Genomic DNA, 13,218 nt, shown 5'->3' with positions numbered 1-13,218 from the left:
TAAACCCGGAGCCGGCTATGTGGGCGGTTTCCAAAGGTCGTGATGGTTTTGTGAACTTTTCCGCCTACACTCTGCTCTGAACGCAACGAACGATACAGGGAAGGCAGTGAGCCCCTTACGATGACACGAACGGTACTGATTATCGAAGACAATCCCGGCATCGGTGAGCTGGTGCGTATGCAGGTGTCGGATCTGGGTATGAAGGCGGTTCTGATGGACCGGGGTGATACCGGTCTGGAGCGGTTCCGTGAGGGTGGCATCGATCTGGTGATCCTGGATTTGATGCTGCCCGGCCTGGATGGTCTCGCCGTGTGCCGGGAGATTCGTGCCTGCCCGGGCTACGTACCAGTTCTGATGCTGACGGCAAAAAGCACGGAACTGGATCGGGTTCTGGGCCTGGAAATGGGCGCGGACGATTACCTGACGAAACCTTTCAGCGTGGCGGAGCTGGCAGCCCGCATCAAAGCGCTTTTCCGACGGGTAGACGCACTCTCTCGGGGCTCGTCCGCAAGCAAGGAAGTTGAAGAGATTCAGGTGGATGGGCTAAAAATCGACCCGGTTCGCCGGCGGGTCTTTGTCGATGAGAAGGAGGTGGACCTGACCGCCCGCGAGTTCGACCTACTCTGGCACTTTGCCTCCCATCGGGGCCGGGTTTTCAGCCGGGCCCAGTTGCTTGATGCCGTCTGGGGCTACAACCATGAGGGCTACGAGCACACCGTGAACACCCATATCAACCGCCTTCGCAACAAGATTGAAGCCGACCCCGCCGAGCCCCGATATGTCCAGACGGTCTGGGGCGTTGGCTATCGGTTCATGGATTGATCATGGCCCTGTCTGTCTTCAGAACCCTCTATGCCCGGCTGGCCATTGGTCTGTTCCTGTTGCTGCTGGTGGTAGGAGGCCTCTTCACCTTTCTGAGCCTGTCTTCGGTGCGGGAATACTCGGCCGCGGTGAACCAGCAGCTTAACCGGGATCTTGCCCGTAATCTGGTGTCGGACCGCAACCTGGTCACCGATGGCGAGCTCAATCGGGACGCCCTGAAGCAGCTGTTCGAGCTGTACATGACGATCAATCCGAGCATCGAGATCTATCTGCTGGATACTGACGGCAACATCCTTTCCTACTCTGCGGATCCGGCCAAGATCAAGCGCAACCGTGTGTCCCTGGAACCAATCCAGACCCTGATCGAAAACCCTGACGCCTATCCGCTTCCCGGTGATGACCCGCGCAGCCACGACCGGCGAAAGGTCTTTTCGGTAACGCCCGTTCCATCGGCTGAAAACCCGTCAGGCTACCTCTATGTGGTTCTGCGGGGTGAGGAATACGATCTGGCCGAGAGCATGGTGCACAGTAACCGCCTCCTGCAGATGGGCGCAGTCGCGCTGGCGGTGAGCCTGTTCGTCGGTTTGCTGGCCGGCCTGGTGTTTTTCCGGCTGCTGACGCGTCGGCTGTCTCGGTTGACCGAAAGGGTAGAATCCTTCGAGCGGGAAATGTCTCCAGAGAGCACGTCTGCGGTTGCTGGCAAGGGCGATGACATTGATTATCTGGCCGCCCGGTTTGATCAGATGGCGCAGCGGATTGTTGCCCAGCTGGATCTACTGAAGCACAAGGATGCCCAGCGCCGCCAACTGGTTGCCCAGGTCTCCCATGATTTGCGAACGCCCCTGGCGTCCGTTCAGGGTTATATCGAAGCCTTGCGGCTGAAACAGGACACGCTTGGCGCCGATGAGCGTGCCCGGTTCCTGGATGTGGCCCTCGCCGAGAGTCACAGGCTCGGTCGCCTGGTGGAGGAACTGTTCGAGCTTGCGGCGTTGGATGCCCGGGAAAAGCAGCCGAAGACGGAACCATTTGTGGTTGCCGAACTCCTACATGATGTGGTGCAGAAACATCAGCCTGAGGCGGAGCGCGCGGGTGTTGAGCTCTCTATTGTCTCCGTGGCGCCGGTCCAGGTGCTGGCGGACATTGCCATGACCGAGCGAGTGTTGGACAACCTGATCAGTAACGCCATCAGCCATTCGCCAAAGAACTCGGCGATTACGCTGGGCGTTGTCGAAGGGGAGGGCGGTGCCGCAATCACTGTCGCGGACGCCGGACCCGGCATCAATGATGAGGACCTGGAACACATCTTCGAACCTTTCTATCAGGCTACTGGTGCTTCCCGAACAGGACATGCCGGTCTTGGCCTGGCCATTGCCCAGAGAATGGTGTCACTGCAGCAGGGAAAACTCTCTGTTCGCAATGCCGATGGTGCCGTGTTCACGGTCTGGCTCCCCCTGGCCGCCGAAAAATCCACAACGTTATGAATTCGTAACACCTGATGAACGTTTTCGTGAATCCGCGACCTTACGCTTTAGGAATGGAATCACGTAAAGGAGAAGTCTGATGAAACGCAAGATTGTGGGTATATTTTCGGCACTGGCGCTGGTCTCTGTTGCCGGGCTCGTCACCACCAACGCGGTTGCCGAAAAGCCGGAGTCGCAGATGAGCAAATACGCACCGGATCAACCGGGTCTGGCCGTGGCAACCTTTGCTGGCGGCTGTTTCTGGTGTGTCGAAGCTGGGTACGAGAAACGGGTGCCGGGCGTGGTGGAAGCTGTCTCCGGCTATGCCGGCGGGGAAGAGGCAAATCCTTCCTACAAGCAGGTCGCCTCGGGGCAGACTGGCCACACCGAAGCGGTACAGGTCTATTACGACCCGAACGAAATGACCTACGAGGGGCTGTTGCAAGCGCTCTGGCGGATCATGGACCCGACCGATAATCAGGGCCAGTTCGTGGACCGGGGCCAGCAGTACCGGCCCGCTATTTTCTACCATAACGCCGAGCAGAAGCGCCTGGCGGAGGAAGCCGTTGCAGAATTGGAGGCTTCCGGGGTCTACGAGAAGCCCGTGGTGATTGAAATCGTGCCATTTGAGAAGTTCTATGAGGCCGAGGAGTACCACCAGGATTACTACGACAAGAACCCGGTGCGCTACAACTTCTACACCTTCAACTCTGGCCGCTATCAGTTTATCGAGAAGGTGTATGGCGAAGACTACGAGCTTGATTACACCCGTTTCCAGGAGAACGCCACGGTGGATGCCAGTGACAACCTGGTGGGCAGAGAAAGAGCCAATAAACAATCGGGCCAGATGGGTAGTGGCTTTGACCCTGAAAGCTTTGAAAAGCCGAGCCGGGAGTCGCTGAAACAGCACCTGACCGATATGCAGTACGAGGTTACCCAGGAAGACGGCACCGAGCCCGCGTTTAATAACAAGTACTGGGACAACAAGAAACCAGGACTCTACGTGGATATTGTCTCTGGCGAGCCCCTGTTCTCATCCCGGGACAAGTACAAATCCGGTACCGGCTGGCCCAGCTTCACCCGGCCGATCACCCCTGATGCGGTGGTAGAGCGCGAGGACAATTCCTTCTTCATGACCCGCACGGAAATCCGCAGCGTTCACGCGGACTCCCACCTTGGGCATGTATTCAATGATGGTCCCGCGCCGACCGGGCTGCGCTACTGCATGAATTCTGCGGCGATGGACTTCATCCCGCTGGAGGAGATGGAAGAGGCCGGCTATGGTGAGTGGATTGACGACGTCAAGCCGGCATCATAGCCAGAGATCCCCGATACGGGTCTCCCGGCTGAAATGGTGCAATACCTGTGCTTGCAGCAATTCGGCCGTGGCAACCGCATCAATCAGGGCGTTATGGGCGGCATAGTGAGGCAGCCCATAACGCAGCCGGCTGTCAGCCAGTCGAATGGACACGGGCTTTTTCCCCAGCAATCGTTGCCAGCGTGACGGATTACGGTCGGGGTGCAGATGCGCCTCGATAGCCATGGTATCGATCAACGGAAACCGGATGCCTTCCCCCAGTCGCCACTGCAGTGCAACGTCGAAAAATGATCTCTCGATATTGCGGTAGTGAACCACGGGGATGCGGCCGTTCAGGCAGGCAAACAGGTCCTTCAGGATATCTTTCATATCCGGTGCCTGGTCGATATCACTATGGGTAATGCCGTGAATCGTGATTGAGGTCTGGTGCAACGGGAGCTTGGGCCGCACGATCCAGTGCCGGGCCTTTCCCAACTGGATGCCATCGAGGGTGAACGGCACCAGGCCGATACTGACAATCGAATGCTGACTGGCGTCCAGGCCGGTCGTCTCGAAATCGAGCGCGACAAAAGGCACGTCGGACATGGGCGTCTCCGGCGACACACACCCGCTTTCGTAAAAGGCTTTCAGAATCGGTGACTTGCTTTGCTCAGCCAGGGCTTCGAACTGCTCGGGCCATGGCAGGCGTGTAACAGAATTCCCGGCCTGCTCCTCACTAGACATTACGAGCCACCGTGGCGTGATACCGGAATTTCAGGAACTTCTGGGCACCGCTGACCACCTGGAAGGCGTCTTTCAGGTGGCTGCGCTCAAACGGTGAAAGGTCCTCGGGCCGAACGTTGTTGTCCGGCTGTCGGTCCGCCTCGATGGCCAGGGCCTGGTGCCGAATACGCACAATGGAGATGAACTCCAGGGCGTCCCGAAGGTTGCCCAGATCGTCCTCCAGCAGCAGCTTGGTGTTGCCGATGGCTTTCAGACGCTCGAACGAGTTCTGTGCGCGGGAGCCGCAGGCCAGGGCGTGAACCCGGATCAGGTCTGACAGGGGCGCCGTACCCCGACGTTTCAGGTTGAAGGTCTTCTGGTGCTTGCCATCTTCTTCCAGCACGAAAGTCCGGAAAAAGCCGATCGGGGGCGTGCGGTTCAGGGCATTGCGGGCCAGCATTGCCAGGAACCGCTGGCTGTTGCTGGCCTTTTCGGCCACCAGAGTTTTCAGTTGTTCGGCAAAGTCGGTTTCCCCGTAGATACCGTCCAGATCAAAGAAGATGTTGCTGTTCAGAAGGGCTTCGGCCTTCGGGTTATCAATCCAGTCGGTGAAGTAGTCCTTCCAGACCCGCAGTGGCTGCCGCCATTTCTGGTTGGTGGCCATAATGTCGCCGGTGCAGTAGGTGTAGCCGCACTCCGCAAGGCCATCGCTGACAAATTTCGCCAGGGCCAGGAAGTACTCATCGTGCTCTTCCGGCACGAAGCTGTCGTCCAGAATCATGGCGTTATCCTGGTCGGTAACGACCAGCTGTTCGTCCCGCGCCATGGACCCCAGCGCCATAAAACAATAGGGCACCGGTGGCGGCCCCAGTTTCTCCTCGCCCAGTGCCAGCAGGCGCTGGGTAAAGCTGCGCCCGATCCCGGCCATGGCACTGCCAATCATGTGGGAGTTGGCGTCTTCGTTCACCATGCGAACAAAGCTGTCCCGCACATCCAGACTGATTTTCTTCAGGCCCTTCACATCCTGCTGATGGTAGATGTTGCTGACCAGGTAAAGGCTGCTCTGGCTCTCGTACTTCACGATGTCAGACAGCGCAATGACGCCGCGAACCTCATCACCATCCATCACCGGCAGGTGGTGCACATTGTTGTGCAGCATGGTGAGCATGGCCTCGAAGATGAATATGTTCGAACGGATGGTGATCAGATCCTCCGACATGATCTCGCTGATAGGCGTTTCGGAGGCTAATGCCTCGCTGAGGGCCCGGGTGCGCAGGTCGCGGTCGGTGATAATGCCCTTGAGCAAGGGCTTGTCGCCCTCCTCGTCCATCAGCAGCAGTGCCGAGACGCCGTTTTCGGTCATGATCCGGGCGGCTTCCTGCAGGCGGACGGTGCAGGGCGCGGTCACCGGTTCGCGGGATATCAGCCGGGTAACCTTGGACGTCATCAACTGGTTGGATTTTTCACGTCGGGAAACGGCGGATCGCAGGCGGCTTCGGTCTTCGATCTCAACGAAATCGGCGAAGTTGTCGTCATTTTCCCAGAGGTACTGGAACGTATCATAAGGGATCTTGTAGAGCAGGGTGTCTTCGATGGCTTTGGCAGGGAAACGTACCTTCCTGTTCATCAGGAGGCCAAACTGGCCGAAGACCTCACCTTCACCGATTCGGTTATACAGCTCTCCGGTTCGCCGGTAGATTTCAACGGCGCCACTGCGCACGTAAAAGAGCCAGCGGCTCGGGTCACCCAGCTCCAGGATCTGGCTGCCAGCCTTGGAATACACAACCTCTATTTCGCCAACCACTCTATCGAGCAGCTCCTCGGGCATCTCGTCAAACGGCGGGTATTGTGCCAAGTGATTGCGGATGTCGATGAGCTCAGCCTGCATAAAACTCCCTGTTCTGGCGAGGAAAAGTGATTGTCAGTCAAGGAATATAGCAGTGGCAGAGGCCTGCGGCCATGCCGACCTTTGATGGATTTCATTGACCGGTTACCCGGGTGTTGCTAGCCTTGCCACACTTTTTTCAGGTGTCCGTCGCAAAGCGCGACGGGTGAAACGGGAAATCGGTGAGCCTGGCACAGCCAGTGCAAGTCCGATGCTGCCCCCGCAACGGTAAGCAGGACAACGGCAATCTATGCGCCACTGTGTCGCCACGACATGGGAAGGTGATTGCCCGGGAACCCCAGGTTCCGCCTGCCAGCCCGGAGACCGGCCTGGAAAAACACCCGATGTTGCGGTGGGCAACCTGGGTGGGTGATATGCCGGTTCCGCTTTTCTGTTGCCAGTCTACCGCCTGCCCCTACTCCCTGTTCCGCAACGAAAACCAGATTCCCGTGCGGGTGCGCGCGGAGTGCGGAGCAAGCTCTATGTTCAGAATTCAATGCCCTGTTTTGTTGGCCGGCGTTTCCCTGGCCGCCCTGCCTCTGGCCGTTTCGGCCCAGTCTTCTCCAGAATCCGATGCCCTGGATCCGATCGTGGTTACCGCGACACTGGGCCCCAAGACCGTTGGCGAGAGCCTGTCTTCAGTGACGGTCATCGAGAAAGAGGATATTGATCGGCAACAGCCCGCGGAATTCCGCGACCTGTTGCGCGCCCAGCCGGGGATCAACGTGGTATCGGACGGCAGCTACGGCAAGACTACCAGCGTATTCCTGCGTGGCGCGGGCAGCTCAGGTACCGTGCTGCTTCTCGATGGTATCCGCCTGCGCTCTGCCTCCGCGGGTATCCCACCCTGGCAGTTTTTGCCTCCCGAATTGATGGAGCGGGTTGAGCTGGTGCGGGGCGCGAAGAGCTCCCTCTACGGAGCCGATGCGGTCGGTGGCGTCATCCAGGCGTTCACCCTGGAACCGGAGGCCGGGCGCCAGGGTTGGGGCGAGCTGAAAGGCGGTTCCCATCAAACCCGTGAGGTAACGGCCGGACTGGCTGGCCGGAAAGGCCGTTCGTCGTTCCTGGCCGGTGGCGTTTATTCGGATACCGATGGCACGAACCTGCGTGCTGGCGGCGAGGACAAAGGATTCCGGAACGCTGGGGGCCTGGCCAAACTGAGCCACAGTTTTGACCAGGGCGGCGGCGCAGGGCTGACGGTGTTCCAGTCTGAAGGTAATACCGAGTTTGAAGGCGGTGATACCGATTTCCTGATCCGTGCCATGGGGCTGCATCTGGAAGCGGTTGCCAGTGACTACTGGCGCACACGGATCCAGTTCTCGGAAGCCCGTGACGAACAGGATACCTTCGGAGCCAATCCCAGCACGTTCGACACCCTGTCTCGCTCCGCGCGCTGGGAAAACACCCTGACGGCCGGTGTTCATGAGCTGGTTCTGGGTACGGAGGTCATGCTTGACGAAGTCGATGGCACCAGCAACTTCACAGAGGACAGCCGGACCAATAGCGCGGTTTTCGGGCAGGGCCGTTTGAACTTTGATGCCACCGATCTGATGCTCAGTCTGCGTCTGGATGACAACGAGGCCTATGGCAAAGAGGAAACTGGCGGTGTGGCCTTCGGTCACCAGCTGGACCGCGCCCATCGCTTTCGCCTCAGCTATGCGACATCGTTCCGGGCACCCACCTTTAATGACCTTTACCTGACGGTGCCGTTCTACACCGGTAATCCTGACCTCGATGCGGAAGAGGGGCAGATGGTCGAAGCCGGTTTCTCCGGGCGATATGACCAGTGGTACTGGGACATTGCGCTTTATCAGAACGACGTGAAGGATCTGATTACCTACGTGTCTGACCCGGTGACCTTTGAGGGCACCATGGAAAACGTCGAGACGGCCAGAATCCGTGGCGTTGAGGTTTCTTCCGGTATCGAGACGGCTGACTGGAATCTGGCGGCAGCAGTAACCTACGCGGATACCGAGAACCGCGATACCGGCGCCCGTTTACCACGCCGCGCGGAAAAGAACCTGCGTCTGGATATCGATCGCCTGTTCTCACAGTGGTCTGTGGGCGCCAGCTTTATTGCTGAGAGTGACCGCTACAACGATGCGGCAAATACCAGTCTGCTACCGGGCTATGGCACGGTAGACCTGAGAGCGGCCTGGAACTTCCAGCCTGGCTGGTCGGCCTCGTTCAAGGTCGATAACGTGCTGGATCGTCGCTATGCCACCAGCATCGGGTATGACAGTGCGACCTTCGCGCCCTTTGATTATCTGGCCGCCGGACGAACCTTCATGGCCTCGGTGCGCTATGATTTCCAGCAGTAAATTCATTGATCTGAGAGGCTCCCGCCCTCTATGAGGCACCTCTGGCTCGCTGCACTGTGTGTACTGTCTCTGCTTGCGCCCTCGTTGGCGCAGGCCGAGGGACCCTGCGCACGCGATGCACTGAACCAGGAGGTATGCCTGGCCGAGCCAGCGCAGCGTATTGTTTCTCTGTCACCGGGCGCCACGGAGCTGTTGTTCTCCGCCGGTGCCGGCGAAATGGTCGTGGCGGCGAGTGCCTGGAGCGACTACCCGCCAGAGGCCGAGTACTTACCGCAGGTGGGTGACAGCAATCGTCTGGACCTCGAAGCGATCGTTTCGATGGCACCGGACCTGGTGGTGGCCTGGGTGGATGGCAATTCCCGCAGCCAGCTGGAACGGCTGTCGGGTCTTGGTATTCCGGTTCTCTGGCTTGCTCCGCGAACCTTCGACGACATTGCGATGGCAGTATCGGATCTGGCATTGCTGACGGGTTCACCCGAACTCGGCAACGAGCGGGCCGAAGCGTTTCGCGCAGAGATGGCCGAACTGAAAGCCCGGTATGCCGATGCCAGACCGGTCAGGGTGTTCTATCAGATATGGGACCAGCCCCTGATGACCGTGAACCGGGAAGAACTGATCAGCAAAGCCATATTCCTGTGCGGCGGCGTGAATGTGTTTGGCGAGCTGCCACGGCTGGTGCCCCGGATCAGCCGGGAGGCGGTGCTCGAAGCCAACCCCGAAGCCATTATCACGGCCGGCTCGTCGGATGACAGGCAATGGCTTGAGGCCTGGCGAGAGTTCCCGGGCCTTGCCGCGGTAGCCTCAGGCAACCTCTTCCTGGAACCACCCGATCTGCTGGCGCGCCCCACGCTACGTATGGCAGACGGCGCCAGACACCTGTGCCAGACCCTGGAGCAGGCCCGTGCCAATCTCTAGCCCGTACAAACCGCTTCTTATTCTGTTGCTGGCGGGTTTTCTGGCGGCTCTGCTTTCCGTCAGTATCGGCAGCACCGCCATCGGCTTTGGGGACACTCTGCGGGTGATAACCGGCAGTGGCACTGAACTGCAGCAAACGCTGATTCTTGAATTGCGTCTGCCCCGCACCCTGAGTGCCTTTGCAACAGGCGGTTTGTTGGCCGTAGCCGGGGCTTTGATGCAGGTATTGTTGCGAAATCCCCTGGCAGACCCTTATGTGCTGGGGCTGTCTGGCGGTGCCGCCGTGGGTGCGTTACTGGCCATGCTGGCCGGCGCTGCCGGTTTCCTGGTGTCCGGCTCCGCGTTTGCCGGTGCCATGCTGGCCACCTTGCTGGTGTTTGGTCTGGCCCACGGCAGTGGCAGCTGGACGCCCTCGCGGCTGTTGCTCACCGGCGTGGTGGTTGCCGCCGGCTGGGGCGCCATCATCACACTGATCCTCTCGATGACCCCGGCCAGTCGATTACCGGGCATGCTGTACTGGCTGATGGGCGATCTTTCCAACACAGCCAGGCCCTGGCCGGGATTGACTATTCTTGTGGCCGTGTGCCTGATGGTGTTTCCGCTGGGCCGGGCCCTGAACGTGTTGGCCCGGGGTTCCCTGCAGGCGGCGGCGCTGGGCGTTTCGGTGCGGCCACTGGAATGGTCGATTTACCTTATGGCCAGCCTGCTGACCGCATCCGCCGTCACCATGGCCGGTTCGGTTGGCTTTGTCGGCCTGGTGGTGCCCCACATGTTGCGGCTGGCGCTGGGGAACGACCAGCGGCTGATTCTGCCGGCCTGCGCACTGGCCGGCGGCACGCTGCTGGTGCTGGCAGACACGCTGGCGCGGGTAATGATTGCACCGGAGCAATTGCCGGTGGGCGTGATCACCGCACTGATCGGTGTGCCAACCTTCCTGTACCTGCTGTATCGGAGCCGATGATGACACGCCTGGCCACCGAAGCGCTGATGATCGATATTCCCGGGCGAGCCTCAGGTGCCCCCCTGAATCTGGCCATAGAGCCCGGGCAGGTCTGGGGCGTTCTTGGCCCTAACGGTGTGGGTAAAACCACCTTGTTGCATACCCTGGCAGGATTGCGGGAGCCCAGAAGCGGGCAGCTGCTACTCGACGACACCCCGCTGCACGACATCCGCCGCAAGACCGTCTCGCAGCAGATGGGCCTGGTATTCCAGGACCGGCAGGATGGATTCCCGGCCACGGTCCTTGAGACCGCCCTGATCGGCCGCCACCCCTGGTTATCCCCCTGGCAGATGGAGAGTGGCGAGGATCTCGCGATTGCGGAAAAAGCACTGGAAGCGCTGGACGTCATCCACCTGAAGGATCGCCTGGTGAACACCCTCTCCGGCGGCGAACGCCAACGGGTCGCCATTGCCACCCTGATGACCCAAAGCCCGGAAATCTGGCTCCTCGACGAGCCGACCAATCACCTGGATTTACAGCACCAGACCGCCGTTATGAAACTGCTTCGCCAACAAGCGGTGGAGGGCAAGGCAATCTTCATGTGCCTGCACGACCTGAACCTGGCCGCCCGATGGTGCGACCAGATCCTCCTCCTGTACCCCGACGGGCAGGCCTGCTGGGGCCCGGCCCGCGACATGCTGGTAACCTCTGCACTTGAGAGCCTGTTTGGTCAGCGTTTGCTATCTGCCGAACTGGATGGCTTTCCGGTGTTTGTGCCGGGCTAGATTGCGAGGCTTTATCCACGCCTCAGTTACTGGTTATATAGTCACTACATTACCAACAAGGCCAACACCATGACGTCCCCACTTGTAACCACCGACTGGCTGCAGGAAAACCTCGATAACGACCGTTTGGTTTTGATCGACGCGAGTATGGCCACGGTGATTGGCAAGGAGCCGATCGTTTACGACCAGCCGGTGTGGATACCGGGGAGCTACAAGATCGACCTTGAAGGAACACTCTGCGATACCGAATCGTCCCAGCTCCATGCGTTTCCAACCGAAGACCAGTTCACGCAGGAAGTGCGCAGACTGGGGATAACGCCCGAAAGCATGGTGGTGCTTTACGACAACCAGGGAATCTACTCGTCGCCCCGGGCCTGGTGGATTCTGCGGTCGATGGGCCTGGACAATGTTTTCGTGCTGGATGGTGGCCTGCCTCTGTGGCTGGCGGAGGGGCGTGAAACGGTGTCGGCTCCGGTTCAAGAAGCGGCTTTTTCCGGCTCCTTGTCGGGCCGTCTGGACTGTGAACGGGTTCGGGATTCCGCGTTCGTGTATCAGCACCTCGACGACGAGCAAGTCTCGGTAATTGATGCGAGATCCCGGGCGCGGTTCCTGGCCCAGGCGCCGGAACCGCGTCCGGGTGTGCGCGGCGGCCATATACCGAACTCTCTCAACCTGCCGTTTACCGAGGTGCTGGATGGTTACCGGTTCAAACCGGTCAGTGAGCTGAAAACAACGTTCAACCAGCTTGCGCCGAATCTTCAGCCTGGAAACGGGCATCAACTGGTGTTTTCCTGCGGCTCCGGCATCACCGCCTGCATCATTCTGCTGGCGGCGGAGCTGGCCGGGTATGACCAGCTCTCTCTATACGATGGTTCCTGGGCGGACTGGGGCAGCGACGAATCGCTGCCGGTGGCTTGAGCCAGGAGGGTTTTCGTGTATTACGGGCTGTCAGGCCATGCGCTTCATGATTCGGTCGCCCAGCAGGTACTGGTGCGCCAGGGCAGCCGCCACGTGTAGGCCAATCATTACCAACAACACGTTGGTCAGTAATTCGTGCACGTCTTCGCCGCTCTCTTCCAGCCATTCCGTTTCCGGACCGTAGCCAAAGACTGTCCAGCCGAAAAAGGTAACCGGATCGCCTTCACCGAGGGACGTCGCCAGGCCTGACAGCGGCATCAGAATCATCAGGGCGTAAAGCGCCAGGTGTCCCAGTTTGGCCATGGTTGCCCAGTGTGCCGGTGGTGACAGACGTGCCCGGTTAAGCCAGCGCCACAGGCCGCGAAAGATCACCAGCCCGAAGATGGTCAGGCCCAGGCTCTGGTGCCAGGCCATCAACGACGCCTCGGAGAGGGAATGTTCCAAAGCCTCAAACCAGACTTCGCTGGCAAGCATGACCAGCAGCAGAACCGCCATGATCCAGTGCACAGCCCGGGAAACGGCACCATAGCGGTCGTCAGCGTCCATCAATGTCATCGTGATTCTCCTTGATCAAATGATGGCGGGGCACCCTCCGGGCCCCGCGCCTGCTGATGGTGATCAGCTCCGGTGTCCGCCGCGAACCGGGGCGCCGTACTGGTTGAACTCATGCTCCCGGATCAGATTCTGCTCGGCATCTCGCAGTTGGATCCGGTAGGTGCCATCGGTCGTTTCCTCAACGGACACTTCCACGCCCGGGCCGAAGCGTCTCAGCGCCTGGCCATAGGCCATGATGCGCATTTCTTCGGTGCTGTACTGCTTCAGATCGGAACCCATGGCTTTGCCGTGATGGCGATTCTCGTATCGATCGTCACAGTCACCTCTCCCGTGGTCGTCATCGGCAGACGCAAATAGTGGCGTGGCGCTGAGCAGTGCAGCGATGGAGAGAGCAGCAATGGTGGTAGTTTTCTTCATGGTCGAACTCCTTGGTTGGTGAAACCCATGACGGAATGTCATCGTTGGTCGGGAGTTATTGCACCAAGGAAACGTCGCAGAATTGTCTCGGTGACCCATCGAGTTTGTCGCAACTTTTCGCAAGGCCGGGATTTGCGACGGTTTTTGACAAGATCGCGCCCATTGGGAAACTCGACTCCC

General features: G+C 59.5%; 12 protein-coding genes and 1 riboswitch. Of the genes, 8 read left to right on the top strand and 4 right to left on the bottom strand.

Annotated features, from left to right (window positions below; genetic code table 11):
* Positions 1–120: 120 nt before the first annotated feature.
* From WA411_RS01480 to msrB, 3 genes are all read left to right on the top strand, one after another.
* A complete protein-coding gene (locus WA411_RS01480) occupies positions 121–822 on the top strand; it encodes a response regulator transcription factor (RefSeq protein WP_291905374.1) in 702 nt (233 codons plus the stop codon).
* Between the two features lie 2 nt (positions 823–824).
* Positions 825–2,303, top strand: coding sequence for a sensor histidine kinase (locus tag WA411_RS01475; protein ID WP_291905376.1), 1,479 nt, complete (start codon positions 825–827; stop codon positions 2,301–2,303).
* Between the two features lie 79 nt (positions 2,304–2,382).
* Entirely contained in the window at positions 2,383–3,600 is a 1,218-nt protein-coding gene (msrB, locus tag WA411_RS01470; protein ID WP_291905378.1) for a peptide-methionine (R)-S-oxide reductase MsrB, read from the top strand.
* Here the strand turns inward: msrB and WA411_RS01465 are convergent.
* Positions 3,595–4,323, bottom strand: coding sequence for a 3'-5' exonuclease (locus WA411_RS01465; RefSeq protein ID WP_153634265.1), 729 nt, complete (start codon positions 4,321–4,323; stop codon positions 3,595–3,597). The two genes, msrB and WA411_RS01465, sit on opposite strands and share 6 nt — an antisense overlap.
* Positions 4,316–6,190 (bottom strand): putative nucleotidyltransferase substrate binding domain-containing protein, encoded by a 1,875-nt coding sequence (locus WA411_RS01460; RefSeq protein ID WP_291905380.1) that lies wholly within the window; start codon positions 6,188–6,190, stop codon positions 4,316–4,318. Before WA411_RS01460 ends, WA411_RS01465 begins: the two co-directional genes overlap by 8 nt.
* 121 nt (positions 6,191–6,311) lie before the next feature.
* Positions 6,312–6,534, top strand: a riboswitch (cobalamin riboswitch).
* A gap of 135 nt (positions 6,535–6,669) precedes the next feature.
* On the opposite strand from WA411_RS01460, the gene WA411_RS01455 reads away from it, so the two are divergent.
* The 5 genes from WA411_RS01455 to WA411_RS01435 all read left to right on the top strand — a co-directional run bounded on the left by WA411_RS01455 (position 6,670) and on the right by WA411_RS01435 (position 12,066).
* A complete protein-coding gene (locus tag WA411_RS01455) occupies positions 6,670–8,508 on the top strand; it encodes a TonB-dependent receptor plug domain-containing protein (RefSeq protein WP_291905382.1) in 1,839 nt (612 codons plus the stop codon).
* A gap of 30 nt (positions 8,509–8,538) precedes the next feature.
* Positions 8,539–9,423: a cobalamin-binding protein gene (locus tag WA411_RS01450; RefSeq protein ID WP_291905384.1), complete on the top strand. Its 885-nt coding sequence runs from the start codon at positions 8,539–8,541 to the stop codon at positions 9,421–9,423.
* The gene (locus WA411_RS01445) at positions 9,410–10,384 is read left to right on the top strand and encodes a FecCD family ABC transporter permease (RefSeq protein ID WP_209399258.1); all 975 of its coding nucleotides are present in this window, start codon (positions 9,410–9,412) and stop codon (positions 10,382–10,384) included. Before WA411_RS01450 ends, WA411_RS01445 begins: the two co-directional genes overlap by 14 nt.
* Positions 10,384–11,148 (top strand): ABC transporter ATP-binding protein, encoded by a 765-nt coding sequence (locus WA411_RS01440; RefSeq protein ID WP_069182615.1) that lies wholly within the window; start codon positions 10,384–10,386, stop codon positions 11,146–11,148. The genes WA411_RS01445 and WA411_RS01440 overlap by 1 nt, the downstream gene beginning before the upstream one ends.
* Before the next feature lie 69 nt (positions 11,149–11,217).
* Positions 11,218–12,066 (top strand): sulfurtransferase, encoded by an 849-nt coding sequence (locus tag WA411_RS01435; protein WP_291905388.1) that lies wholly within the window; start codon positions 11,218–11,220, stop codon positions 12,064–12,066.
* Positions 12,067–12,096: 30 nt separating this feature from the next.
* On the opposite strand, the gene WA411_RS01430 is transcribed toward WA411_RS01435, so the two are convergent.
* Complete coding sequence (locus tag WA411_RS01430) at positions 12,097–12,621, bottom strand: cytochrome b (RefSeq protein WP_291905389.1); 525 nt, start codon at positions 12,619–12,621, stop codon at positions 12,097–12,099.
* Between the two features lie 63 nt (positions 12,622–12,684).
* Positions 12,685–13,038, bottom strand: a complete 354-nt coding sequence (locus tag WA411_RS01425; protein WP_291905391.1) for a hypothetical protein — start codon at positions 13,036–13,038, stop codon at positions 12,685–12,687.
* Positions 13,039–13,218: the final 180 nt, after the last annotated feature.

The organism is Marinobacter sp. CH_CUG1437-1, assembly GCF_037029655.1.
Taxonomy (GTDB): Bacteria; Pseudomonadota; Gammaproteobacteria; order Pseudomonadales; family Oleiphilaceae; genus Marinobacter; species Marinobacter salsuginis.
Note: the sequence above shows the minus strand (reverse complement) of the source record. Positions and strands in the feature narration are given on the sequence as shown.